We start from the raw sequence: 22,660 nt of genomic DNA on the forward strand, positions 1-22,660 counted from the left end.
AGGGGCTCCGGATGGTCAAAGTGGCCCGTTCGTGCGGTGCACCAAAAGCACCCGCGAGGAGTTTCCGATGATTGGTCTGGTACTTGTGACCCATGGGCGCCTTGCCGACGAGTTCAAGGCGGCGCTCGAACATGTAATGGGTCCGCAAAAGCAAATCGAAGCAGTTACGATCGGCGCCGAGGACGATGCCGATCTGTGTCGAAGCGACATCATCGAAGCGGTCAATCGCGTCGATAGCGGCGACGGCGTCGCCATTCTCACCGACATGTTCGGCGGCACGCCTTCCAACCTCGCGATCTCCTGCATGAGCCGGCCCAAGGTCGAAGTGCTCGCAGGCATCAATCTGCCGATGCTGGTGAAGCTTGCCAAGGTGCGCGAGGAGCGCCCGCTGCCCGACGCCATCGCCATGGCGCAGGAGGCGGGCCGCAAATACGTCACCATCGCCAGCCGGGTTCTCGCCGGAAAATGACCGACGACGCGGCTTCGCCGGGTGACGATACCGATTCCCAATCTCTGACAGCGGGCGCCGTGGTCCGGGAAATTCCCATCATCAACAAGCGCGGCCTTCACGCGCGGGCATCCGCCAAATTCGTCAAGATGGTCGAGCAATTCGACGCCGAGATTCTGGTCACGCGCGGCGGCGAGACCGTCGGCGGCACCTCGATCATGGGACTGATGATGCTCTCGGCGGGACCGGGCACCACCATCAGCGTCTCGGCGACCGGCGCGCAAGCCGAAGCGGCAGTCGCGGCGCTGGCCGAACTGGTCGGCAACAAGTTCAACGAGGAAGAGTAGCGTCGCGTGTCCCGGACGCGGTGCGGCATTCTTCATGCCGCTCCGCAGAGCCGGGACCGTACCAAACACAGAACCGTCATGGCCCGGGACAAGCCCGGGCATGACGAGAGAATTGTGCTCGGTAGGCCCCGGCTCTGCAGCGCACCGCTTCGCGAAGAGCTACGCGCTGCGCTGCGTCCGGGGAACGCAACAACCCGATCATTTCCCCGGCGGCGCGATCCAGATTTTCCACAATGTCGATGGTCCCGCGTGGCCATGGAAAAATCGCTGCGTGGTGATCGCCAGTCGCTCGGCGTTCTGCGCATTCGCTTCCATCCACGCCTCGCAAGTCGGCAGCCGATACTCCGTGGTGTCGCAGATGCCGATGAAGCCGAGCCGTTTTGCCTCTTCAAGCGAGGTCAGACCCGACGACCAGACTTCGCCGGGCGTGAAGGGCGCCGGATGGTCCGGACTGTAGAATGTGATCGGCTCGCCGATCTCGGTGGTTCCCGCCACCACCGCCCATCGGGTGTTGAAGCGCGCCCGCCAGGCTTCGGTCAATTCGCGCGCCAGGCTGGACCGCGAGGCGTAGGTGTTCGAAGCGTTGGGATTGCGCTCCATCTCATACGCGGCGATCAGCGGCGATGCGCCAAGCACCGCCAGTGTGATCACGAGCCAGATCGCGGTAATACGAAACAGCGCGATCTTCTGCATGCGCAACGCCGGGATCGCGACCAGTGCCAGCGGCGTCAGGAAGAACAGCGAGATACCCCAATCGGTCTTCATATAGACGGTGAAAATCAGCGCGCCGAGCGGTGGCCCGATGGCGACCACGCCCTGGATGATCCAGATGTTGAGGGCTTGCGAAACGTTCACGCTCGCGTTTGCGCGGCGCGACCATGCGCGCATGACAAACGCAAATGGCGCCCGCCATCGGCTCGGCCAGCACAGCGCCAGCGCGGCCAGCGCCACCGGTAGCGCAAGCAGCGCGAGATTGTGCCCGATGTAGCCGAGCACGAGCTGAACGTTCTGCGCGCGGCTCTCGAGGCCATAGACATCGCCGGCATAGGTCAGCGGCACGAAATCCACTTGCCGCAGCCACCACAGATGCGGCGTCATCGCCAGCACCAGCGTGGCGATGGCCACCCATGGCGCCGGCGAGCGCAGAAACACCAGGCGGGCGGGATGAACCAGCGCCGCCAACCCGACGGCGCCGATCATGGTCAGCACCCAGTATTTCGTCATCAGCGCCAGCGCGCCGGCAAGCCCCAGCCACATGCCGGCACGTACGGTGCGTTTATCGAACGCGTGCAGATACGCCAGCGCCAGCAGCGGCAACGTTACCAGCTGCAGCAGATCCGGATTGTATTTGAAGCCCTTGAAATTGAAGATCGGATACAGCGCCAGCATCACTATTGTGAAGAAGGCGCGGCGGCGATCGACCACGCGCAGCGCGACCAGCCAGCAGATCACCAGCCCGCAGCCGAGCGTCGCCATCGCCAGCGCGTAGGTCGACCAGTCGGCGACCGGAAACAGCTTGAACCACAGCCCCGCGACCCAGCCCGTGAGCGGCGGATGTTTTCCGTAGCCGAACTGGAATTTCTGGCCCCACGCAAAAGCTTCCGCGACATCCATATGGACATCCTGCGCCGCCTTGAGGTTCGCCAGAATCAGCGTCCACAGCGCCGCATGCGCGGTAGTAAAACCGATCACGAGCCAGAGGCTGGCTTTCGGATCGCTGGCGGACGCCGCCACCCACGCCGCCAGCCGCCGCATCCTGGGCCGGCGGCGCGCACGCGATGTTGCGGGCAAAAATGAAGCAGTTGTCATGCCTCACGCGTAGCGCGTTTTGGAGGGAAGTGGAATCAGCTTGGCGTGAAGATGAGGCCGTCAAACCGCCCCATTAAGGTTGCTGGACCCCGGCGCGAATGCTATCCCGCGCCCATGACCACAGGCCCGCTTTCCAACATCCGCAACTTCGCCATTGTCGCGCATATCGACCATGGCAAATCCACGCTCGCCGACCGCCTGATCCAGACCACCGGCGGCCTGGAGGCGCGCGAGATGAAGGAACAGGTGCTGGATTCGATGGATATCGAGCGCGAGCGCGGCATCACCATCAAGGCGCAGACCGTGCGGCTCAAATATCACGCCAAGGACGGCAAGGATTACATCTTCAATCTGATGGACACGCCGGGCCATGTCGACTTCGCCTACGAGGTGTCGCGCTCGCTTGCCGCCTGCGAGGGCGCGCTGCTGGTGGTCGATGCCAGCCAGGGCGTCGAGGCGCAGACGCTGGCCAACGTCTATCACGCGCTCGACGCCGGGCTCGAGATCGTGCCGGTGCTGAACAAGATCGATTTGCCGGCCGCCGAACCCGACCAGGTCAGGCAGCAGATCGAGGACGTGATCGGCATCGACGCCTCGGACGCGGTGATGATCTCGGCCAAAACCGGGCTTGGCATCGACGAGGTGCTGGAAGCCATCGTGCACCGACTGCCGCCACCGAAGGGCGACCGCGACGCCACGCTGAAGGCGCTGCTGGTGGACTCGTGGTACGACGTCTATCTCGGCGTCGTGGTGCTGGTGCGCATTGTCGACGGCGTGATGAAAAAAGGCCAGCGCATCCGCATGATGGGCACCAACGCCGCCTACGACGTCGAGCGCGTCGGTTTCTTCACCCCAAAACTGACGCCATCGGACGAACTCGGCCCCGGCGAGATCGGTTTTATCACCGCGGCGATCAAGGAAGTCGCCGACACCCGCGTCGGCGACACCATCACCGACGACCGCAAGCCGGTGACGCAAATGCTGCCCGGCTTCAAGCCGGCGATCCCGGTGGTGTTCTGCGGATTATTTCCGGTCGATGCCAACGATTTCGAGGTGTTGCGCGCGGCGATGGGCAAGCTGCGGCTCAACGACGCAAGTTTTTCGTTCGAAATGGAGACTTCGGCGGCGCTCGGCTTCGGCTTCCGCTGCGGCTTCCTCGGCCTGTTGCATCTGGAAATCATCCAGGAGCGGCTGCACCGCGAATTCGACCTCAACCTGATCGCGACCGCGCCGAGCGTGATCTACAAGATGCATCTGACCGACGGCAGCGAGATCGAGATTCACAATCCGATCGACATGCCGGACGTGGTGAAGATCGCCGAAATGGAAGAGCCGTGGATCGAGGCGACGATCCTCACGCCCGACGAATATCTCGGCAGCGTCCTGAAACTGTGCCAGGACCGCCGCGGTTCGCAGCAGGAGCTGACTTACGTGGGCGCCCGCGCCATGGTGAAATACGACCTGCCGCTCAACGAGGTGGTGTTCGATTTCTACGACCGGCTGAAGTCGGTCTCCAAGGGCTACGCCTCCTTCGACTATCACCTCACCGACTACAAGCCGGCCGATCTGGTCAAGATGCAGATCCTGGTCAACAACGAGCCGGTCGACGCGCTCTCGATGCTGGTGCACCGCCAGCGCGCCGAGGGCCGCGGCCGCGCCATGGTCGAGAAGATGAAGGAGCTGATCCCGCCGCACATGTTCGTGATCCCGATCCAGGCCGCGATCGGCGGCAAGATCATCGCCCGCGAAACCGTCCGCGCGCTGCGCAAGGACGTCACCGCAAAATGCTACGGCGGCGACATCACGCGAAAGCGCAAACTTCTGGAGAAGCAGAAGGAAGGCAAGAAGAAGATGCGCCAGTTCGGCAAGGTCGACATCCCGCAGGAGGCGTTTATCGCGGCGCTGAAGGTGGATAGCTAGAGGCCGGCGGTAGCGGTCTTGATTTGTAGGCAGGGCTGAAGTCATCATGACTACGCGCAAGCCGATTTCTTTAACAGCGCATGCCGAAGATGCAATTTTGGAACGAAAGATCGATGGGAACTGGATCGAAAGGACTGTTTGGAAGCCAGAATGGTATCATCCGGACCCACAACGGCCGGGCGTGGAGCGCCGATTTCGTGTCATTCCGGAGTTAGGCGGACGCGTGCTTCGCGTGGCATGCTTGGAAACCGCCGATGAAATCCGTATCTTGACAGTGTTCTTCGACCGGGATGCACGAGACCCATCATGAAGCCAACGATCAAATATCAGGCCGACGACAACGCCGCCTATATTCGGCTATCAGGCGGCGATATTCTGGAGAGTTCCGAGGTCGCACCGAACGTAGTGTTCGATTACGACGTCGATGGTCGCATCGTCGGAATAGAATTGCTTAACGCCCGAGCGCAGCTGTCCGCCGAGCTTCTGTCAGACGCCGCATAGATATTTGCCCGCGAAACCGTCGGCGCGCTGTACAAGGACGTCACCGCAAAATGCTACGGCGGCGACATTCACGCGAAAGCGCAAACTTCTGGAGAAGCAGAGGGAAGGCGAGAAGAAGATGCGGGAGTTAGGCAAGGTCGATATTCCGCAGGAGGCGTTTATTGCGGCGCTGAAGGTGGATGGGTGAAGGCTTTCCAACTTTACTGTCAACACCTTGCTGTCAGCAACGAGCGTTCCGCATCTTGTACGCCTCGGGGAAAGTTTGCGTCGGCGTACAGCTCTCTCGCGCGCCTGAGGTATGAGCAACCTGCCAGCCTATCCTTGTTTAAGACAGTATTTCCGAGCGAGACAAACGTCTGGCCAAGCCCTATTTTATCACCGATGCGCTCCTGTACCGCGACCGCCTTTTTATAACTCTCTTCAGCCATGGGCAGGTTACCCTTGGCGCGGTAAATGTCCCCAGCAGACCTTTGCGCTAGTGCAAGCCTTAATTGATTGGCACCCGCTTGTGCTTCACTAATACTCATCTGAGCATACTGCTCTGCCTGATCAAGGATTCCTTGTCTGAGAGATAATCTCGAAAGATCATAATATGCCTTTGATAAGAGCGTCCTGTCTTTTGATTTCTTTGCGTAAGCTAGTCCGGCCTGAAATTGATCTGCTGCTTGCGGTAAACGACCAGCATCTGTTAATGCCTGACCAAGCATCGAACGTGCATTTGGATTATTAGGATCACATGTCACATACTGTTGGCATGCTTGAATTGCCGCCTCAACGCTCGTCTTAAACCCGTTAGTACATTCCGTATAATTTGCTACGCAGGCTTCCTTTTTCGGCAACGTAGCGTCGGTGGACGGTGTTCCAAGAAATTTGGTGATGCACTCGACATACAATTTGTATACAGTCGTCCGTTCTCCTTCAGGAAACAGTTTTAGAAATTCAGGAGCATTCTGCAATACAGCCGTTCCTTGAATTTTGGCTCCTTCATAAATGCTTTTTACCGAGCCTAGCAAGTCTGCTGACACGTTTAGATTCATGTTTGTTGCGCATGTCCCGAGCGCATTCATAAATTGCTCGGTCGATAGAAGAGTTGTTTGAGCAACGCTCGGGGTAGCCATGCTTATCCAAATCGCAAAAAGGAGGGCATTGAAAATAGTAACCTTCATTTTTTCTCACCTACTAATACAGAGAGGGCGCCGATCAATGCCGCTAAGGCGGTCTTAAACCCGTCGGCTGCTACCGTTTTTAATGTTTCACGAACTGAAGGCCCGACGAAATCGGCTGCGATAAAAAGACCAGCGCATAGCAAAACGAGAAACATAAATAAAGACACCGCGATCCATTGTCGGATTGACATATTAAGAGGTGCTCCACATCTCAGCGTTGTCGACTACATTCATGAAGACACCTTACGTTAGATTAGAAGTGTAGAAGCTTCAACCTTTGCTTGCAATGGAGCGGCTTGGAAGCAATGCATGCATCTTGCTTCGTTCCTTCCCGCGACTCCTGACACGACCAAAGTGGCAAAACCCTATGGCCGGCATTGAATTCTCAAGCGTAACATGTTACGTCTCGCCCATGGCCACGACCCCCAAAAAGGCAAAGCCCCGCACCCCGCAGCAGCGCATGGCGTCGCGGCGCGAGCGCTTGCGCGCGCAGGGGCTGCGCCCGGTGCAGTTCTGGGTGCCTGATATGCGCGATCCCAAAGTCGTGGCCGATATCCGCCGGCAGGCGAAACTGATGGCGAAGCACCCGGAGAATGACGCGATCGATAACTGGATCGAGCAGGTCTACGATTGGGAATCGTGGAAATAACGCGCGGCGATGTCGTGCTGATGGTCGCACCAAGCGACCTCGGGAGGCCGCGGCCCGGCGTCGTCGTTCAAAGCGATGAATTCGCCACGGACCTTTCGACAGTTTTCGTTTGTCCCGTCACGTCGGACCTTCAGGAAAAATTGCCCCTCCGGCCGCTGATCGAGGCGGCACTGGAGAATGGCCTCCGTCTTCGTTCCCAAATCATGACGGACAAGATGCTTGCGCTCCGCCGCGACCGCATTCGGCGGGTGATCGGCCGCATCGGCCCGCAAACGTCTGAACAACTCGACCGCGCGCTGCTTGTGGTTCTGGGTCTCACGCGGATTCCGGGTCTGCGCGACAAATCGCGCATCCCGGAATGACGGCCAGGTCCCTGTCTTGATCGGCGCCGACAGATGCCTTACCCCTGCATTGTCGCCGACCAGAAAACCAAAAACGCGCAGGATCCCATGAACAAGCCGCCCGGTTTCGACCTCGTCGAGCGCGCGCGGGCGCTTCAGCCCCTGATCGCGCAAGAGGCCGACGAGATCGAGCGGACGCGGCGGCTGACGGCGCCGGTGGTTGCGGCGCTGATCGAGAACGGGCTTTACCGGGCGCTGCTGCCCAAAAGCGCCGGCGGCGCGGAAGTTGCGCCCGAGATCTTCATGCAGATGCTGGAGGAAATCGCCAAGGCCGATGCCTCGACGGCGTGGTGCCTCGGCCAGTGCGGCGTCTGCGCCATGACCGCAGCCTATCTCGATCCCGATCCGGCAAACGAGATTTTCGGGCCTCCCGACAGCATCCTCGCCTGGGGCGCGATCGCGCATGAGGCGCACGCGGTGCCCGGCGGCTATCGGGTCACCGGGCGCTGGGATTTTGCCAGCGGCTCGCGGCAGGCGAACTGGCTCGGCGCGCATGTGCAGATCGTCGAGGCCGACGGGACGCGGCGGCGCAAGCCGGACGGCGCGCCGGAGGTGCGCACCGTGCTGTTTCCGATGACGAGTGCCACCATGTACGACGTCTGGGACGTGATCGGCCTCAGCGGCACCGGTACCGACTCTTATTCGGTCGACAATCTCTTCATTCCCGAGAAATTCGCAGCACTTCGCGACGAGACCATCGCGCTGCGCGAAAAGGGCCCGCTTTACCGGATCCTGACCTACACCATGTTCGGCCTCGGCTTCGCCGCGATCTCGCTCGGCGTGGCGCGCGCCACGCTCGACGCCGCCATTGATCTTGCGCGCGGCAAGGCGTCGTTCGGGATCAAGGCGATGCGCGAGAACAACGCCGTTCAGGGCTTGATCGGCCGCACCGAGGGCGATTTGCGCGCGGCGCGCGCCTTCCTCTACGGGACAGCCGGCGAGATGTGGCGCGATTTGACAAGCACGGGCGAACTGGCCGCCGAGCATCGCACCGCGCTTCGCCTGGCGTCGACCTGGACCATTCACCAGGCGGCCTCGGTGGTCGATGCCGCCTACCGCATGGCCGGCGCCACCGCGGTGTTCAGCGCCAACCCGTTCGAGCGCCGTTTTCGCGACATGCACGCCATCGCCCAGCAGATCCAGGCCCGCGAAAGCCATTTTGAGGACGTCGGCAAGGCGCTGCTGAGCGACGGCTCCAGCGCGCCGCTCACCACATCGCAGCGGGCTTGAAGCGACACTTTGTCACCTCTCCCCGCAGGGGAGAGGTCGAAGCCGGAGCCGGAGCGTAGCGTAGGCTTCGGGTGAGGGGTCTCTCGACGCACTCGGACTCCCGGAGAATCCCCCTCACCCGGATCGCATCTGACGATGCGATCCGACCTCTCCCCTGCGGGGAGAGGTGAAGAAACCGCTGAACGCAAATCCACAATGCTCACGCCGCCGTTTGTTTGCCGGCCGCCGCACCATCCTCCGCCACCAGTTTCTCCAGCGCCGCTTTCGAGGCGCGCTGTGTCGCAGCCAGCTTCTTCGCGGCAACCAGCGGCATCATCGCCCGGACCAGAGCTTGCGCGAACGCGTTTGCACTCTCCACCTTGGCGCTGCGCAGCGACAGATGCGTACCGCCGCCCGCGAGCGGCGTGAATTCCGCGGTCTGCCGGGCCACCGTGCCCATCGGCGTGCCGATGTGCCAGGTGACGTAGTCGAACGGCCGCCAGTCCACGATCTCGTGCACGGTGGAGTCCTTGCCGTGCGCGCAGTGCTGGACCGCGCCCGCAACGACACGCCCTCCAGCAAGCCCGGTCATGGTCATGCCGTCGAGTCCCTGCTGCCAGCGAATCTTCTTGTCGACATCGGTCAGGTAAGCCCAGGCGATGGCCGGCGGCACCGGCAGATCGACTTCCATCGATTCGAACGCCAGCGGTTCGTCGCGCTCGACGAAGACGCGGCGCGAGGCGCGCCATTTCGCAAACACCGGCGCAAGGTCGTAGATACGGCAGACGGTGTCGCCGAAATCGTCGCTGTGTTCGACGTGGGCAACCGCATTTGTAAAAAAATCCGGCAAGCCGATCGCGTCAGCGGCGGACTCGGTCACCAGCGCATAGGCCCTGATGCCGGTCGCCTTGGTGACCGAATTCTTCATCAGCCGGTGCAGCCGGATCACCTCGGGGCCCTGCAGCTCGCTCCGTCCCGCCAGCGTCTGCGTCGCATACTCGCCATGATGCAGGAAGAATTTCAGATCGAGGCTGCCCATGTTGCGGCAGGCATTGCAGGTGCACGTCGTGTTCAGCCGCATCGCGGCGAGCGTATTGGCAAAACTGCAATAGATGCGCTCGATGGCGTCGAGCGGAAACTGCCGCTGCGGCACGCTCAAGTCCGGCAGATGGGCCAGCGCCGCATCGCCCTGCAGATTGGACAAAGTGATCGGCGCCCTGATCTCGGCAAAGATGCTTTTGAACAGTGCGTCGAGCACGCCTTGCGCGTGCTCCAGCTCCGAAGAGGTCAGAAACACGGTGTAGCCGGTAATGTCGGCGATGAGGAGAAAGCCCTTCTGCGCCACGATCTCTGCCTTTCGATGGTGCGACGGGAAATACGGGCATTTTAGCAGAAAGTTGCGGGTGCCGGAGCGCCGGGACGTGCGGCGGCGCAAATCTCACGAGCTCGCGTCGCGAGACGGCGAGGCCGGCCCGCCCGCTCCCGCGCCGTTTCGCCGCAAGTGTCGAGCAAACTATCACTTGCATTTGCAACTCATTCGCAGTTGCATAAACAGCTGATATGCTGTTTGAGCAAGCCATTTTCCCGGGGCCTCCATGCAACTCACACCCTTTCGCTTCGCGCTCGGCGCGGCCGTCCTGCTCGGCATAGCCTCCGGCGGCGCTCGCGGCGGGCGATCTGGCGAGGCAGACGCCGATCGAACTGACCGTCGATCTCGGCTCGCCCGGCAAACACGAATTCGCGCCGAAGCAACTGCGTTTTGAGACCGGCAAGCTCTACAGACTGATCCTGCGCAATTCGAGCAGCGATCCGCATTACTTCACCTCGCATGCGTTCTCGCAGATGGTGTTCACGCGCAAGGTGCAGGTGACGCAAATCCAGGGCGGCAAGCCTGTAACACTCGCCGAGTTCAAGGGCGCGATCCGCGAGATCGAGGTCTATCCCGGACAGTCCGCCGAATGGTGGCTGGTGCCGATCGCAGCGGGGCACGCCAGCGACCTGCGCTGCGACGTCAAGACCGGCGACGGCAAATCGCACGCCGAACTCGGCATGACCGGCGAGATCGTCATCGAGTAACCAAGGCGTTTTCGAAAATCCGTTCCGCCGTTCCGCCTCCCATCCGGAACGGTGCGCGCAGCTGCGCGTTGCGATCCCAACGTCGGCACACACAGGGAGAGCACCATGCCGCGCGGCGACAAATCGAGCTACACCGGCAAGCAGAAGCGAATGGCCGAGCATATCGAGGAAGGCTACGAAAAACGCGGCCTGCCCGAAAAGGAAGCCGAGCGGCGGGCCTGGGCGACCGTCAACAAGGAAACCGGCGGCGGCAACAAGAGCGGCTCCGGACGCGGCGTCCCCGACACCAACGTTTCGGCGAAAAAGGGCGGCCGGATCGGTGGCCCGCGCGGCGGCAAGGCCTCTGCAAGCCGCCCGGCCGCGGCGCGCTCCCGTTCCGCGAAAAAGGCAGCCGCAACGCGCAAACGCAACGCGACGAAACGCTCGGCGAAGCGGAAGACGGGGCGGAAGAAGTAAGCGAGGTTTTCACCTCGCCCCGCTGGGGAGAGGTCGAAGCCGGAGCGCAGCGCAGGCTTCGGGTGAGGGGACTCTCCGCGGCGCTCAGGACTCGCGCAGAAGCCCCTCACCCGGATCGCATCTGCGATGCGATCCGACCTCTCCCCTTCGGGGAGAGGTGATCTGAACATCCGCGCCGACCCGAAGTCATCACACGCTAGTTGATCACGATCCGCGTGTAGCGCGGGCCATCGCGCGATACCAATGCGAACAGCGCCGCGGCATGCTGTGGATGCAGCCGCACGCAGCCATGCGAGGCGGGACCGCCGAGCCGCGACAGCTCGGTGGTGCCGTGAATGGCAAAGCCGTGATAAAAGAAGATCGAATGCGGCATTGGCGAATTGTAATATTTTCGCGAGAACCAGCGCCGCGCCATCATCTGTAAAGACCGGGAGGACGCGCCGGCACTGGCAGTTTGCGGTTAAGCTTAACCCGCCGCCTCTTCTCACCTGCTGATTTCGCGCACCGCTTGCGCTATAAAGAATGCCGATGAACCCCCGCCTGATTCTCACCCTGCTTCTCAGCTCCCTTGCCGCCGTCACTGGCTCTGCCGCGCTGGCGCAGGACAAGGGGAGCGTCGACGCAAAACCGTTGCCGCCGCTGGCTAACCCTGCCGATCCCAAACTCGGCGCCAAGGAATTGTTCGGCCGCAAGATATTGCCGGCGGCGATGCCGACGCGCGTGGTCGGCTTCTATGCCAAGGGCTGCATCGCCGGCGCCGAGTCGCTGCCGATCAACGGCGACACCTGGCAGGTGATGCGGCTGTCGCGCAACCGCAACTGGGCGCATCCCGATCTGGTCGCGCTGCTGAAACGGCTATCGGTCAAGGCGCACAAGGATGCCGGCTGGCCCGGAATTCTCGTTGGCGACATGTCGCAGCCGCGCGGCGGCCCGATGATCACTGGGCATGCCAGCCATCAGGTCGGGCTCGATGCCGACATCTGGCTGACGCCGATGCCGAACCGGAAATTGTCGCGCAACGAGCGCGAGGAAATGTCGGCGGTGATGATGGTGCGCGAGGACCGGCTCGACATCGACCCGAAGGTCTGGACGCCGACCCATCTTTCCGTGATCCGCGATGCGGCGCGGGAGCCGACCGTAGAGCGCATCTTCGTCAACGCCGCGATCAAGAAGGCGCTGTGCCGCGAGGCCAAGGGCGACCGCGGCTGGCTTTCCAAGGTGCGGCCGATGTACGGCCACGACTATCACTTCCACATCCGCATCAAGTGCCCGCCGGGCAGCGGCGCATGCGAATCGCAGCCGGCACCCGCGGAGAGCGAGGGCTGCAGCGCCGGCGACCTCGCCTACTGGTTCAAGGATTCGGTGCTGCATCCAAAGCCGCTGAAAATCCCGCCTAAACCAAAGCCACCGATGACGCTGGCGCAGCTGCCCGACGCGTGCAAGCAGGTGCTGGCGGCGCCCGACGCGAAGCAATAGCCAGGCGACGTCGCGGGGCCTTTGCTCTCAGGTCGATGATGCAGTAAGCTGACGATTGCGATCTCCCAAGCCTGCCGTAAGCACGCCTGGGATGGCTGGAACGGCGCTTCCGCCTGTCGCTTTCAATCGATGACCAACGCCTGAGTTGCGCGCGAACAGCGCCCGCGACCACGCACGGAGCGCCATCATGCATCGTTTTGCCGGTTTTTTCATTGCCCTTTCGATCCTGTCCGGATCGGCCTTTTCACCCGCGCTGGCGCAGGACAAGACGCTGACGGTGTTCGCCGCAGCGTCGATGAAGAACGCGCTCGACGATATCGATGCCGCCTACACCGCGAAGTCAGGCGTCAAGATCGTCGTCAGCTATGCCGCGAGCTCGGCATTGGCAAAACAGATCGAACAGGGCGCGCCCGCGGATGTCTTTGTGTCCGCCGACACCGACTGGATGGATTATGCTGCGGGTAAAAACAACATCAACGAATCGACGCGGATCAATTTGCTCGGCAACACCATCGTGCTGATCGCACCGAAGGATTCCAAAATCGACAAGGTGGCGATCGGACCGGGCTTTGATCTTGCAAAACTCGCCGGTGACGGCAAGATCGCGACCGGCGACATCAAGGCGGTGCCGGTCGGCAAATATGCCAAGGCGGCGCTGGAGAAGCTCGGCGCGTGGGCCGCGGCTGAGCCGAAATTCGCGATGGCGGAGAATGTACGCGCGGCGTTGCTGCTGGTGTCGCGCGGCGAAGCCGCGCTCGGCATCGTCTATTCGACCGACGCCAAGGTCGATCCCGGCGTCAAGATCGTCGGCACCTTCCCGGCGGATTTGCATCCGGCCATCATCTATCCGGTGGCGGGGACCACGACCGCGAAGCCGCAGGCCGCCGAATATCTCGCCTTCCTGCGATCCTCGGCAGCCAAGGCCATCTTCGAGAAATACGGTTTTACGTTTTTGGTCAGCCCGACGACATGACAACGTCATATCCTCATTGCGAGCCAACCGGTCGGCGCATAGCGCGGCCCGATGACAGGCTCCGCGAAGCAATCCAGGACCCCCTCCCTTCCCTCCCCCGCGAGCGGAGGAGGGTTAGGGTGGGGGGATTGCTTGGTCGCGAGGGCTCCTCGCAATGACGGAAGCGCCATTGCCGGGGTTGTATGTTTGACATTTCACCGACGGAATGGACGGCGATCCTGCTGTCGGTGCGGGTCGCGGTGGTCGCGACGCTGGTGTCGATGCCGATCGGCATCGCGGTGGCGTGGCTGCTGGCGCGGCGCGATTTCTGGGGCAAATCGGTTCTCGACGCGCTGATCCATCTGCCGCTGGTGCTGCCGCCGGTGGTGACGGGATATCTCTTGCTGCTGACGTTCGGCCGGCGCGGCCTGGTGGGCGCGTGGCTTGCCGATCACCTCGGCATCGTGTTCGCGTTCCGCTGGACCGGGGCGGCGCTGGCGTGCGGCATCATGTCGTTTCCGCTGCTGGTGCGCCCGATTCGGCTTTCCATCGAAGCGATCGATAAACGGCTCGAGCAGGCCGCGGGCACGCTGGGCGCGGCACCGTGGCGGGTGTTTACGACCGTGACGCTGCCGCTGGCGCTGCCCGGCGTGCTGGCCGGCATGGTGCTGGGCTTTGCCAAGGCGATCGGCGAATTCGGCGCGACCATCACCTTCGTCTCCAACATTCCAGGCGAAACCCAGACCATTTCCTCGGCGATCTATTCGCTGATCCAGACCCCGGACGGCGACACCGCGGCGCTGCGGCTGGTGATCGTCTCCATCGTCATCGCGATGGGCGCGCTGATCGCATCGGAATTTTTCGCACGCCGCGCTACCCAACGCCTGCATGGGAACTGACCATGCTGCGTGTCGAGGTCTTCAAACAGCTTGGCGAATTCTCGATCGAAGCCTCGTTCACCAGCGAAGGGCGCGTCACCGGCTTGTTCGGCGCCTCCGGCGCCGGCAAGACTTCGTTGATCAACATGATTGCCGGGCTGCTGCGGCCCGATCGCGGTATCATCGCCGTCGACGGCGAGATGCTCGAGGACACAGCGGCGCGCGTCCACATCCCGGCGCATCGCCGCCGCATCGGCTACGTATTCCAGGACGCACGGCTGTTTCCGCACCTCGATGTCAGCCGGAATCTCGATTACGGGCGGCGGATGAACGGCCTCGCGCACGATCCGGCCGAGCAGACCCGCGTGGTCGATCTGCTCGACATCGGCAAGCTGCTCGATCGCCGGCCGGGGAAACTCTCCGGCGGCGAGCGCCAGCGCGTCGCGCTCGGCCGTGCCCTATTGGCGCAACCGCGGCTGCTGCTGCTGGACGAGCCGCTGGGATCGCTCGACGAGGAGCGCAAGGCGGAGATCCTGCCCTACCTGGTGCGGCTGCGCGACGAAGCCAACGTGCCGATGGTCTATGTCAGCCATGACGCCGATGAAATGCGCCAGCTGGCGATGCAGATCGTGATGTTGAAGCGTGGGCAGGTGACAGCGTTCGGCGGCGCGGAGGTGTTGCCGGCCGCTCCTTTCTGAAGGTTAGGCTTCAACATTAGTTCGTCATGGCCGGGCTCGTCCCGGCCATCCACGCCTTTCCTTCGAAAAAGCAAGACGTGGATGCCCGGCACAGGGCCGGGCATGACGAGCTTTACTAAATGCCCGCCGCCGACTTCCATATCCGGGCCAGCTTGCGCTTGATCGATGCGCCGCGTGTAAATGGCACAACGTCCTCCTCGTCCTCCGGCAACCGCAGTCCGACCACATTCACCCGTCCGCCGCCGAGGCTGCGCGCGACCAGAACGATGGTATCGAGCGGCAGGGTTGCGCCTACCTTCGGCGCATGGTCGAGATGGACGTCGAAATAATCCGCCAGCGTCAGCTTCGACTGCTCGGCATCGATAGCGACGTCGTAGATGTTGGCGAGATCGCCGAGCGTGATCTCGCCGGACACGGTGAAATCGCCGAGCAGGTGCGGATCGGGCGCCGTGCTTGGCGCCATATCGACAAAGAAGCGGTCGAGCGCCTCGGCTTTTTCCGGCGGCGCCAGCAAATAAATGTAGTCGCCGGCCGCGACCGGCTCGGCCTCGGCGGGCGACAATATCTTCTCGTCGCGAATCACCAGCGTCGGCTTCGACCACGATGGAATGAGGCCGCGGCGCAGATACAGGCTTTTCGGGCGAACCGCATAGCCGACCAGTTGCTGCTCGAGCTGGCCGGGCAGATCCAGCTCGACACGGCGCGGCCCCCGATCGGAGCGCGGCAGCGCGACATGGAGCCGCCGGGCAGCCGCGGCCAGCGTCCAGCCCTGCAGCAGCAGCGAGATGATGACGACGACGAAGGCCACGTCGAAATAGAGATAGGCCTTCGACAATCCGACCAGCATCGGGATCGACGCCAGGAAGATCGCCACTGCGCCGCGCAGGCCGACCCAGGCAATGAACACCTTCTCCCGCCAATTGAACTTGAACGGCGCCAGACACAGAAACACCGCGACCGGCCGCGCGACCAGCATCAGCACGAAGGCGACGACCACCGCCGGACCGATGCTGCCGACCAGGCGCTGCGGCGACACCAAAAGGCCGAGCAGCACGAACATCACGATCTGCGCGAGCCAGGTCGCGGCGTCGAGAAAGGCCACCACCGAATTATGCGCGCGGGTCGGCCGGTTGCCGACGATGATGCCCGCGAGATAGACCGCGAGAAAGCCCGAGGCATGCACGATCTGCGCGCCGCCGAAAATCACCAGCGCCGCGGTGGTGACGAACGGCGCGTGCAGGCCCTGCGGCAGCGCGACGCGGTTCAGCCCCAGCACCACCAGCCGGCCGCCGAGCACGCCGACGATGGCGCCGAGCACCGCCTCGCGGGTGAATTCCAGCATCACATGCGCGACCGAGCTTTCGCCGATCGAAATCAATTCCACCAGCATCAAGGTGAGAAACACCGCGAATGGATCGTTGGTGCCGGATTCGACCTCCAGAGTCGCACCGACGCGCGGACGCAGCCGCAGACCCTGCGCATGCACCAGCAGGAACACTGCCGCGGCGTCGGTCGACGCCAATACCGCTCCCGCCAGCAGCGCTTCGGTCCAGTTCAGGTCGAGCGCGACTTTGGCGACCGGCGCCGTGATCAGCGCCGTCAGCAAGACGCCGACCGTAGCCAGCACTACTGACGGCGCCAGCACCGTCTGGATGCTTTGAAACCGCGTTTTGAGGCCGCCGTCGAACAGGATCAGCGCCAGCGCCACCGATCCCACAAGATAGGTGGTGTGCACATCGTCGAAGCGCAGCTGGCCGGGTCCCGCGTCGCCGGCCAGCATGCCGATCACGAGAAACACCAGCAGCAAGGGCGCGCCGAAGCGCAGCGCCAGCAGGCTCGACAGGATGCCGGCCATCACCAGAACCGCGCCGAGAAGAATGGTTATGCTGACCTGATCGAGAGAAGCCATGAACCTCCGCAACAAAAGCAAAACCCTGCAATTGCATCCTTATCGTCGCCACACTTCGACGCCAACCCATTTCTGCCGTAGGGTGGGCAAAGGCGCGTCTTCGCGCCGTGCCCGCCATCTTCCTCGCGGTTGGTAATGGTGGGCACGCAACGGGGCGCGGCGCGCCCTGTTGCTTTGCCCACCCTACGTTGTTTGCAATTCTGATGTGTTGCCGCGATGGCGCGAATCCCGCGTCTGTGGGAATCTAACGCAGATTCGAATCAAAGTGATGGCGGGGCCGCGCTCCCGTTCGAGACGAGATTTTGACGATGATCGATTTGGGCGAATTCCACGAATTGTTGCAGAGCGCGGCGCGCTCGGTCGGCGCCGAGGTTACTTCGCCCTGGTTCTATCTGCAGCTTGGCCTGATGCTCGCCGCCGCCGGGGTCGCATTCGGCGTCGGCGCCGCGGTTCGCTCGCGCATCGACATGACCTCGCTGGCCATGGGCTGGCCGGCGCCGCTGCGGCTGTTCATGCGGGTATTGATCGGCAGCGCCTCGACCGCGGCATTCGCCATCCTAATGATCGTCGCGCGCGGGATGATGCTGGCATCGACCTGGCCGAGCCGCAGCTATCTGCTCGAGGTCTCCGCCAAGCTCGCCATCGCCTGGCTAATCATCCGCCTCGTCACCAGCGTGATCCGCAACGAATTCGTGGTCCGCGTGGTGTCGCTGGCGGCGTGGCTGGTCGCGGCGCTCAGCATCATCGGGCAGCTGGAGCCGGCGATCAACGCGCTGGATTCGGTGGCCATAGAGCTCGGCGGACTGCGGCTGACGCCGCTGCTGCTGATCAAGCTCTCGGCCTTGCTCGCGGTGGCGCTCTGGCTAGCCAACATCGCCAGCAAATTTCTCGAAGGCCGCATCACCCAATCCCACGACCTGACGCCGTCGATCCAGGTGCTGCTGATCAAGATGGTGCGGCTGGGGCTGATGGTCCTCGCCATCGTCACGGTGTTGAGCGCGGTCGGCATTAATCTATCGGCGCTGGCGATCTTTTCCGGCGCGGTCGGCGTCGGCATCGGTTTCGGCCTGCAGAAGATCGTCGCCAATTTCATTTCCGGCGTCATCCTGCTGGCGGACAAATCGGTCAAGCCCGGCGATCTCGTCACCATCGGCGACAGCTCGGGGCGCATCAGCGCGATGAACACGCGGTATATTTCGGTGGCCGCCGGCGACGGCCGCGAGTTCCTGATTCCCAACGAGGACCTGATCACCCAGAAGGTGGTGAACTGGACCTACACCGACAAGAACACGCTGGTGAAAGTCAATTTCAGCACCAATTACGACGCCGATCCGCGGCTGGTGTGCAGGCTGGCGGTGGAAGCCGCCGAAGCGTCGCCGCGCGCCACCCAGGGCAAGGCCCCGAACTGCATCCTCACCGACTTCGCCGAGGCCGGCATGAAGTTCACCCTGACGTTCTGGATCTCCGATCCCGACGGCATGGACAAGGTCAAGAGCGACGTGATGCTGACGCTGTGGGACGCCTTCAAGCACGACGACATCCGCGTGCCCTACCCGGTCCGCGAAATCCGCATCCGCGGCGGCGCGCTGCCGGCGGGGACGACGGTGGAAGTGCCGGGGTGATATCTCGTGCCCCGGACGCAGCGCAGCGCGCAGCACTTGCGAAGCGGTGCGCTGCAGAGCCGGGGCCCCGGTTTGCGCAAGGAAAGAAACCGGGGTCCCGGCTCTGCGGAGCGGCATGAGAATGCCGCACCGCGTCCGGGACACGGAACTATCGTTCTTGCACTGCCCGCTCCGATCATTAAATTAGGGCATCAAATCACGCCTCAAAAAACCCATTCCCGCCGAGCATGCCCCGCCGATGAGCTACGTCGAAGCCTCCGAGACCTCCCAGCGCAAGACCGGGCAGATCAAGCTGCACGGGCCCGCCGGCTTTGCCGGCATGCGCAAGGCAGGCGCGCTGGTGTCGAAATGCCTCGATGAACTGACCGACATCGTCAAGCCGGGGGTGCTGACCGCCAGAATCGACGATTTCGTCCGCGAATTCGCCTTCAGCCACGGCGCCTATCCCGCCACGCTGATGTATCGCGGCTACCGCTATTCGACCTGCACCTCGATCAACCACGTGGTCTGCCACGGCATGCCCGGCGACCGGGTGCTGAAGGAAGGCGACATCGTCAACATCGACGTCACCTTCATCGTCGAGGGCTGGTACGGCGATTCCAGCCGGATGTACGCGCTGGGCGCAATCGCGCGCAAGGCCGAGCGGCTGATCGAGGTGACCTACGAGGCGATGATGCGCGGCATTGCCGCGGTAAAACCCGGCGCCACCACCGGCGACATCGGCCACGCCATCCAGAGTTTCGTCGAGCCGCAGGGCATGAGCGTGGTGCGCGATTTCTGCGGCCATGGCCTCGGGCGCATGTTCCATGACGAGCCGAACATCATCCACATCGGCCGCCCCGGCGAGGGCGTCACGCTGAAACCCGGCATGTTCTTCACCATCGAGCCGATGATCAATCTCGGCAAGCCGCATGTCAAAATCCTGTCCGACGGCTGGACCGCGGTGACCCGCGACCGCTCGCTATCGGCGCAGTTCGAGCACTCGGTCGGCGTGACCGCGAGCGGCGTCGAGATTTTTACGCTGTCGCAGCGCAGTAATGAGAAGCCGCTCGCTCCGGCCATGACATTCACGACTTGATCGGCACGGCTACAACCTATCGGCGGTTGCAAATGCCATCCGGCGCGGCATGGTACCAGCACTCCACGAGCGTGTTGGCGCCCGATGCCCGCAGAAACCAGCAGCACATCAGACCAGTCCGGCTTTGACGAAGAACCGCATTATCACGGCCATCGCGAACGGCTGCGCCGGCGCTTCCGCGGCGCAGGCGCCGGTGCCTTAAGCGATTATGAGCTGCTGGAAATGGTGCTGTTCCGCGCCATTCAGCGACGCGACGTAAAACCGCTGGCGAAATCGCTGATCGGCAAGTTCGGTTCGTTCGCCGAAGTCGTCCACGCGCCGGATACGCGGTTGCGCGAAATCAGCGGGCTCGGCGAGGCCGCGATCACCGAAATCAAGCTGATCGCGGCGGCTGCAAGCCGCGTCGCCAAGGGGCAGTTGAAGGCGCGCACCATGCTGTCGTCATGGACCGACCTGATCGACTATTGCCGCACCGCGATGGCGTTCGCCGACAAGGAGCAGTTCCGCGTGCTGTTCCTCGACAAGCGCAACCAGCTGATCTCGGACGAGTTGCAGCAGGTCGGCACCGTCGATCATACCCCGGTCTATCCGCGCGAAGTCATCAAGCGCGCGCTGGAACTGTCGGCCACCGCGATCATCCTGGTTCACAACCATCCCTCCGGCGACCCCACCCCGTCGCAGGCGGATATCCAGATGACCCGCGCCATCGTCGACATCGCAGGTCCCCTCGGCATCGTCGTGCACGACCACATCATCGTCGGCAAGAACGGGCATGCCAGCTTGAAGGGGCTGAAGCTGATTTAGGACGATGCCGAATTGCTCTTCACGGTTGGCGTTTACGAATTGAAGGTGTTGTGGCTACGTTTGAGAAGCAGACATGACGCGCCTGCCTTACTTAGATCGTGCAGTCGTGCCTGAGGCCAAGATCATAAACTATTTGTTGAGCGTCAGCCACTCCAGCGGTCGCGCGAAAGCACGTTTCCTCAAGGGCTTCGGGTTTCGTGACCAGGATTGGCTGACATTGCGCGAAGCCATAGTTGCCCACGCAAGGACAAACGATATCACTGCATCGCATCGAACCCACTTCGGAACCAGATACGAGATCGACGGCCCGCTGCCAACTCCTGCGGGTCGTACCCCAATCGTACGTGTGGTATGGTTCGTGGAGGCGCAGGAAAATGTCCCGCGCTTGGTGACCCTAATCCCGAGGAGGATTGGCACAGATGATCAATGAATTGGACCTTGTTGTATTGAAGCGTGACTTGCCCACAGAGCGACTAACTGCTGGTGATGTTGGCACCGTCGTGCTGGTGCATCAGGAAGGCGCAGGATATGAGGTCGAGTTCACGACTCTGTCTGGCGATACCGTTGCCGTCGTGAACCTCGCCGCGTCCGACGTGCGTCCGGTCGAGGCGCGCGAGATCGTACATGCGCGCGCCGTCAGCTGATACGGCCGCACCGCGCCATAAGAAGCGGCGGGCACGCCGTCACTGCCTCAGCAATATCAGCGGATCGACGCTGTCGGGCACGCGGCGCCATTGCGCGTTATCGTCGGCCTGGAAGCGCCAGGTTTCGCCGCCGGCCGACAGCAGCAGCAACTCGCCGCGCTCCAGCCGCCACATATTAGGTGCAAAAGTTGCGACAAACGGATCGCATCTCGGCTTGAGGAACACCTGGAAATTATCCGCGGTCGCCTCGGTGTTGGTCAATGTCAGACCGCAGATCGGGCGGCCATTGCCGCGCACCATCGCCCAGTCGCCGATCATCTGGTCCATCGATTTCGCCAGCGAGCGGGCGGCCGCGAGGTTTTGCAGGATGTAGATGCCCTCGCCGCTCCGCAGGCCCTCAAATATCCCGCTCTCGACCTCGGTAAAATCGATCACCGGCTGGCCCGCGGCGTCCTGCAGCCGCACGATGTCGCCAAGGCCCCTGATGCTCCATGCGGCGATGTCCTTGGTGAACGGTAGCGCCGCGGCACAGCCCGGCTCCAGCTCCAGCTTCAGGCCCTGCGCCGGGCCGTCCTTCAACGTCACCACGCAGGTCTTGCTGCGTTCGGTGGTGGAGAGCTCCCATTGCCCGATCATGGCTTTCTTCAGCGAATTGGCGTCTTGTGCATGCGCCGGTGAAGTTGAAACGAGCAACGAGAAAACAAGCGCCGTCATTGCGAGCGAAGCGAAGCAATCCAGTGCCGCCGCGCGAAGACTGGATTTCTTCGTCGCTTCGCTCCTCGCAATGACGAACGAACCACCCATCATCAGCGCCCCTTCGCCGGGGTTTCCGCGACCGGCGTCAGCGGCGGCTTGCCGGCGAACCAGGCTTTCAGGTTATCGACCACCAGCTGGTCCATGGCGTTGCGCGTCACCACCGAGGCCGAGCCGATATGCGGCAGCAGCACCACGTTCTGCATCGCCTTCAGTTCGTCCGGCACCGTCGGCTCATTGGCGAACACGTCGAGGCCCGCGGCGAGAATGGTGCCGGACTTGAGCGCCGCGATCAAAGCCGGCTCGTCGACCACCGAGCCGCGCGCGACGTTGATGATGACGCCGCGCGGCCCCAGCGCCTTCATCACGTCGGCATTGATCATATTCGCGGTGGACGCGCCGCCGGGCAGGATCAGCACCAGCGTATCGACCGCCTTCGCCATCTCGATCAGATCGGGATAGTGCTTGTAGGAGACCCCCTCGGCGGGATTACGCGAATGATACACCACGGGAACGCGGCACGCGTCCAGCCGGCGCCCGATCGCCTGGCCGATGCGGCCCATGCCGACCATGCCCACTTTACGGTCGCGCAGCGAGCCGACGCTCAAGGGAAACTGCTGCGTGGTCCACAGCCCGGAGCGCAGATAGCGGTCGGCCTTGACGAATTCGCGTAACGTGGCGATCAAGAGGCCGAGCGCGATATCGGCGACTTCCTCGGTGAGCACGTCGGGCGTGTTGGTGATCATGATGTTGTGTTCAGCCGCGTAAGTCGCGTCGATGTGGTCGTAGCCGACGCCAAAACTGGAGACGATTTCGAGTTTTGGAAACTGCGCCAGCGTGGCCTTGTCGCCGCGCACCGTATTG

General features: G+C 62.7%; 27 protein-coding genes and 1 pseudogene. 20 read left to right on the forward strand and 8 right to left on the reverse strand.

Annotated features, from left to right (window positions below; genetic code table 11):
• Positions 1-67 precede the first annotated feature (67 nt).
• Together VGP39_RS04220 and VGP39_RS04225 are read left to right on the forward strand one after the other, a co-directional pair.
• Positions 68-469, forward strand: coding sequence for a PTS sugar transporter subunit IIA (locus VGP39_RS04220; protein ID WP_327566872.1), 402 nt, complete (start codon positions 68-70; stop codon positions 467-469).
• Positions 466-795 carry an HPr family phosphocarrier protein gene (locus VGP39_RS04225; RefSeq protein ID WP_327566850.1) on the forward strand — a complete coding sequence of 110 codons (330 nt, stop codon included), beginning with the start codon at positions 466-468 and terminating at the stop codon, positions 793-795. Before VGP39_RS04220 ends, VGP39_RS04225 begins: the two co-directional genes overlap by 4 nt.
• A gap of 198 nt (positions 796-993) precedes the next feature.
• Here the strand turns inward: VGP39_RS04225 and VGP39_RS04230 are convergent, their stop codons facing one another.
• On the reverse strand, positions 994-2,604 hold the full coding sequence (locus VGP39_RS04230; protein ID WP_327566851.1) for a glycosyltransferase family 39 protein: 1,611 nt from the start codon (positions 2,602-2,604) through the stop codon (positions 994-996).
• Positions 2,605-2,718: 114 nt separating this feature from the next.
• Between VGP39_RS04230 and lepA the strand changes: the two genes are divergently transcribed.
• The 4 genes and pseudogenes from lepA to VGP39_RS04250 form a co-directional block, all read left to right on the forward strand.
• The gene (gene lepA, locus VGP39_RS04235; protein ID WP_414644559.1) at positions 2,719-4,524 is read left to right on the forward strand and encodes a translation elongation factor 4; all 1,806 of its coding nucleotides are present in this window, start codon (positions 2,719-2,721) and stop codon (positions 4,522-4,524) included.
• Between the two features lie 46 nt (positions 4,525-4,570).
• Positions 4,571-4,834, forward strand: coding sequence for a DUF4258 domain-containing protein (locus VGP39_RS04240; protein ID WP_327566852.1), 264 nt, complete (start codon positions 4,571-4,573; stop codon positions 4,832-4,834).
• On the forward strand, positions 4,831-5,025 hold the full coding sequence (locus VGP39_RS04245) for a DUF2283 domain-containing protein (RefSeq protein ID WP_327566853.1): 195 nt from the start codon (positions 4,831-4,833) through the stop codon (positions 5,023-5,025). The genes VGP39_RS04240 and VGP39_RS04245 overlap by 4 nt, the downstream gene beginning before the upstream one ends.
• Positions 5,026-5,212 (forward strand): annotated as a pseudogene (locus VGP39_RS04250) (elongation factor 4); the annotation flags it as partial.
• A gap of 19 nt (positions 5,213-5,231) precedes the next feature.
• Here the strand turns inward: VGP39_RS04250 and VGP39_RS04255 are convergent.
• On the reverse strand, positions 5,232-6,191 hold the full coding sequence (locus VGP39_RS04255; protein ID WP_327566854.1) for a hypothetical protein: 960 nt from the start codon (positions 6,189-6,191) through the stop codon (positions 5,232-5,234).
• A complete protein-coding gene (locus VGP39_RS04260; RefSeq protein ID WP_327566855.1) occupies positions 6,188-6,382 on the reverse strand; it encodes a hypothetical protein in 195 nt (64 codons plus the stop codon). The genes VGP39_RS04255 and VGP39_RS04260 overlap by 4 nt, the downstream gene beginning before the upstream one ends.
• 176 nt (positions 6,383-6,558) lie before the next feature.
• On the opposite strand from VGP39_RS04260, the gene VGP39_RS04265 reads away from it, so the two are divergent.
• From VGP39_RS04265 to VGP39_RS04275, 3 genes are all read left to right on the forward strand, one after another.
• Positions 6,559-6,840 carry an antitoxin MazE family protein gene (locus VGP39_RS04265; RefSeq protein WP_327566856.1) on the forward strand — a complete coding sequence of 94 codons (282 nt, stop codon included), beginning with the start codon at positions 6,559-6,561 and terminating at the stop codon, positions 6,838-6,840.
• Entirely contained in the window at positions 6,831-7,202 is a 372-nt protein-coding gene (locus VGP39_RS04270) for a type II toxin-antitoxin system PemK/MazF family toxin (protein WP_327566857.1), read from the forward strand. Before VGP39_RS04265 ends, VGP39_RS04270 begins: the two co-directional genes overlap by 10 nt.
• An 87-nt stretch (positions 7,203-7,289) precedes the next feature.
• Positions 7,290-8,471: an acyl-CoA dehydrogenase family protein gene (locus tag VGP39_RS04275; protein ID WP_327566874.1), complete on the forward strand. Its 1,182-nt coding sequence runs from the start codon at positions 7,290-7,292 to the stop codon at positions 8,469-8,471.
• A gap of 199 nt (positions 8,472-8,670) precedes the next feature.
• On the opposite strand, the gene VGP39_RS04280 is transcribed toward VGP39_RS04275, so the two are convergent.
• Positions 8,671-9,795 carry a DUF2652 domain-containing protein gene (locus tag VGP39_RS04280; protein ID WP_327566858.1) on the reverse strand — a complete coding sequence of 375 codons (1,125 nt, stop codon included), beginning with the start codon at positions 9,793-9,795 and terminating at the stop codon, positions 8,671-8,673.
• A 497-nt stretch (positions 9,796-10,292) separates the two neighbouring features.
• Between VGP39_RS04280 and VGP39_RS04285 the strand changes: the two genes are divergently transcribed.
• Both VGP39_RS04285 and VGP39_RS04290 read left to right on the forward strand, forming a co-directional pair.
• Positions 10,293-10,526, forward strand: coding sequence for a hypothetical protein (locus VGP39_RS04285; protein ID WP_327566859.1), 234 nt, complete (start codon positions 10,293-10,295; stop codon positions 10,524-10,526).
• A 105-nt stretch (positions 10,527-10,631) separates the two neighbouring features.
• Positions 10,632-10,982, forward strand: coding sequence for a plasmid stabilization protein (locus VGP39_RS04290; protein WP_327566860.1), 351 nt, complete (start codon positions 10,632-10,634; stop codon positions 10,980-10,982).
• Positions 10,983-11,178: 196 nt separating this feature from the next.
• Here VGP39_RS04290 and VGP39_RS04295 read toward each other — a convergent pair whose 3' ends face one another.
• Positions 11,179-11,400: a L,D-transpeptidase gene (locus VGP39_RS04295; RefSeq protein ID WP_327566861.1), complete on the reverse strand. Its 222-nt coding sequence runs from the start codon at positions 11,398-11,400 to the stop codon at positions 11,179-11,181.
• 110 nt (positions 11,401-11,510) lie between these two features.
• Between VGP39_RS04295 and mepA the strand changes: the two genes are divergently transcribed.
• The 4 genes from mepA to modC all read left to right on the forward strand — a co-directional run bounded on the left by mepA (position 11,511) and on the right by modC (position 14,986).
• Positions 11,511-12,458, forward strand: a complete 948-nt coding sequence (gene mepA / locus VGP39_RS04300; protein WP_327566862.1) for a penicillin-insensitive murein endopeptidase — start codon at positions 11,511-11,513, stop codon at positions 12,456-12,458.
• A gap of 187 nt (positions 12,459-12,645) precedes the next feature.
• On the forward strand, positions 12,646-13,431 hold the full coding sequence (gene modA, locus VGP39_RS04305) for a molybdate ABC transporter substrate-binding protein (protein ID WP_327566863.1): 786 nt from the start codon (positions 12,646-12,648) through the stop codon (positions 13,429-13,431).
• A gap of 182 nt (positions 13,432-13,613) precedes the next feature.
• Positions 13,614-14,309 carry a molybdate ABC transporter permease subunit gene (gene modB / locus VGP39_RS04310; protein WP_327566864.1) on the forward strand — a complete coding sequence of 232 codons (696 nt, stop codon included), beginning with the start codon at positions 13,614-13,616 and terminating at the stop codon, positions 14,307-14,309.
• A gap of 2 nt (positions 14,310-14,311) precedes the next feature.
• On the forward strand, positions 14,312-14,986 hold the full coding sequence (modC, locus tag VGP39_RS04315; protein ID WP_327566865.1) for a molybdenum ABC transporter ATP-binding protein: 675 nt from the start codon (positions 14,312-14,314) through the stop codon (positions 14,984-14,986).
• Positions 14,987-15,101: 115 nt separating this feature from the next.
• Here the strand turns inward: modC and VGP39_RS04320 are convergent, their stop codons facing one another.
• Positions 15,102-16,895, reverse strand: coding sequence for a potassium/proton antiporter (locus VGP39_RS04320; RefSeq protein WP_327566866.1), 1,794 nt, complete (start codon positions 16,893-16,895; stop codon positions 15,102-15,104).
• A gap of 308 nt (positions 16,896-17,203) precedes the next feature.
• Here VGP39_RS04320 and VGP39_RS04325 point away from each other — a divergent pair, with 308 nt between their 5' ends.
• The 5 genes from VGP39_RS04325 (at position 17,204) to VGP39_RS04340 (ending at position 21,043) form a co-directional block, all read left to right on the forward strand.
• A complete protein-coding gene (locus VGP39_RS04325) occupies positions 17,204-18,517 on the forward strand; it encodes a mechanosensitive ion channel family protein (protein ID WP_327566867.1) in 1,314 nt (437 codons plus the stop codon).
• A 238-nt stretch (positions 18,518-18,755) separates the two neighbouring features.
• Entirely contained in the window at positions 18,756-19,595 is an 840-nt protein-coding gene (gene map / locus VGP39_RS04330; protein ID WP_327566868.1) for a type I methionyl aminopeptidase, read from the forward strand.
• 84 nt (positions 19,596-19,679) lie between these two features.
• A complete protein-coding gene (gene radC, locus VGP39_RS04335) occupies positions 19,680-20,399 on the forward strand; it encodes a RadC family protein (protein WP_327566869.1) in 720 nt (239 codons plus the stop codon).
• A 73-nt stretch (positions 20,400-20,472) separates the two neighbouring features.
• On the forward strand, positions 20,473-20,829 hold the full coding sequence (locus VGP39_RS28115) for a DUF6883 domain-containing protein (protein ID WP_414644561.1): 357 nt from the start codon (positions 20,473-20,475) through the stop codon (positions 20,827-20,829).
• Positions 20,819-21,043 carry a DUF4926 domain-containing protein gene (locus VGP39_RS04340; protein WP_327566870.1) on the forward strand — a complete coding sequence of 75 codons (225 nt, stop codon included), beginning with the start codon at positions 20,819-20,821 and terminating at the stop codon, positions 21,041-21,043. The genes VGP39_RS28115 and VGP39_RS04340 overlap by 11 nt, the downstream gene beginning before the upstream one ends.
• Positions 21,044-21,082: 39 nt before the next feature.
• Here the strand turns inward: VGP39_RS04340 and VGP39_RS04345 are convergent, their stop codons facing one another.
• Together VGP39_RS04345 and VGP39_RS04350 are read right to left on the reverse strand one after the other, a co-directional pair.
• Positions 21,083-21,757: an AprI/Inh family metalloprotease inhibitor gene (locus VGP39_RS04345; RefSeq protein ID WP_327566875.1), complete on the reverse strand. Its 675-nt coding sequence runs from the start codon at positions 21,755-21,757 to the stop codon at positions 21,083-21,085.
• Positions 21,758-21,849: 92 nt separating this feature from the next.
• Positions 21,850-22,660 (reverse strand): 2-hydroxyacid dehydrogenase (locus VGP39_RS04350; protein ID WP_327566871.1); only part of this gene is annotated, 811 nt, incomplete at its 5' end.

It is taken from the genome of Bradyrhizobium sp. (assembly GCF_036009065.1).
In the GTDB taxonomy this organism is placed as follows: domain Bacteria; phylum Pseudomonadota; class Alphaproteobacteria; order Rhizobiales; family Xanthobacteraceae; genus Bradyrhizobium.

What these genes read in the sequence shown, in the direction of transcription:
- VGP39_RS04265 (WP_327566856.1), top strand. Translation starts at nt 6,559, where the DNA reads ATGGCCGGCATTGAATTCTCAAGCGTAACATGTTACGTCTCGCCCATG.
- VGP39_RS04340 (WP_327566870.1), top strand. Translation starts at nt 20,819, where the DNA reads ATGATCAATGAATTGGACCTTGTTGTATTGAAGCGTGACTTGCCCACA.
- map (WP_327566868.1), top strand. Translation starts at nt 18,756, where the DNA reads ATGAGCTACGTCGAAGCCTCCGAGACCTCCCAGCGCAAGACCGGGCAG.
- VGP39_RS04345 (WP_327566875.1), bottom strand. Translation starts at nt 21,757, where the DNA reads ATGACGGCGCTTGTTTTCTCGTTGCTCGTTTCAACTTCACCGGCGCAT.
- VGP39_RS04260 (WP_327566855.1), bottom strand. Translation starts at nt 6,382, where the DNA reads ATGTCAATCCGACAATGGATCGCGGTGTCTTTATTTATGTTTCTCGTT.
- modC (WP_327566865.1), top strand. Translation starts at nt 14,312, where the DNA reads ATGCTGCGTGTCGAGGTCTTCAAACAGCTTGGCGAATTCTCGATCGAA.
- modA (WP_327566863.1), top strand. Translation starts at nt 12,646, where the DNA reads ATGCATCGTTTTGCCGGTTTTTTCATTGCCCTTTCGATCCTGTCCGGA.
- VGP39_RS04290 (WP_327566860.1), top strand. Translation starts at nt 10,632, where the DNA reads ATGCCGCGCGGCGACAAATCGAGCTACACCGGCAAGCAGAAGCGAATG.
- VGP39_RS04240 (WP_327566852.1), top strand. Translation starts at nt 4,571, where the DNA reads ATGACTACGCGCAAGCCGATTTCTTTAACAGCGCATGCCGAAGATGCA.
- VGP39_RS04220 (WP_327566872.1), top strand. Translation starts at nt 68, where the DNA reads ATGATTGGTCTGGTACTTGTGACCCATGGGCGCCTTGCCGACGAGTTC.
- VGP39_RS04225 (WP_327566850.1), top strand. Translation starts at nt 466, where the DNA reads ATGACCGACGACGCGGCTTCGCCGGGTGACGATACCGATTCCCAATCT.
- radC (WP_327566869.1), top strand. Translation starts at nt 19,680, where the DNA reads ATGCCCGCAGAAACCAGCAGCACATCAGACCAGTCCGGCTTTGACGAA.
- modB (WP_327566864.1), top strand. Translation starts at nt 13,614, where the DNA reads ATGTTTGACATTTCACCGACGGAATGGACGGCGATCCTGCTGTCGGTG.
- VGP39_RS04230 (WP_327566851.1), bottom strand. Translation starts at nt 2,604, where the DNA reads ATGACAACTGCTTCATTTTTGCCCGCAACATCGCGTGCGCGCCGCCGG.
- VGP39_RS04325 (WP_327566867.1), top strand. Translation starts at nt 17,204, where the DNA reads ATGATCGATTTGGGCGAATTCCACGAATTGTTGCAGAGCGCGGCGCGC.
- VGP39_RS04285 (WP_327566859.1), top strand. Translation starts at nt 10,293, where the DNA reads ATGGTGTTCACGCGCAAGGTGCAGGTGACGCAAATCCAGGGCGGCAAG.
- VGP39_RS04275 (WP_327566874.1), top strand. Translation starts at nt 7,290, where the DNA reads ATGAACAAGCCGCCCGGTTTCGACCTCGTCGAGCGCGCGCGGGCGCTT.
- VGP39_RS04295 (WP_327566861.1), bottom strand. Translation starts at nt 11,400, where the DNA reads ATGATGGCGCGGCGCTGGTTCTCGCGAAAATATTACAATTCGCCAATG.
- VGP39_RS04245 (WP_327566853.1), top strand. Translation starts at nt 4,831, where the DNA reads ATGAAGCCAACGATCAAATATCAGGCCGACGACAACGCCGCCTATATT.
- VGP39_RS04255 (WP_327566854.1), bottom strand. Translation starts at nt 6,191, where the DNA reads ATGAAGGTTACTATTTTCAATGCCCTCCTTTTTGCGATTTGGATAAGC.
- lepA (WP_414644559.1), top strand. Translation starts at nt 2,719, where the DNA reads ATGACCACAGGCCCGCTTTCCAACATCCGCAACTTCGCCATTGTCGCG.
- VGP39_RS04320 (WP_327566866.1), bottom strand. Translation starts at nt 16,895, where the DNA reads ATGGCTTCTCTCGATCAGGTCAGCATAACCATTCTTCTCGGCGCGGTT.
- mepA (WP_327566862.1), top strand. Translation starts at nt 11,511, where the DNA reads ATGAACCCCCGCCTGATTCTCACCCTGCTTCTCAGCTCCCTTGCCGCC.
- VGP39_RS28115 (WP_414644561.1), top strand. Translation starts at nt 20,473, where the DNA reads ATGACGCGCCTGCCTTACTTAGATCGTGCAGTCGTGCCTGAGGCCAAG.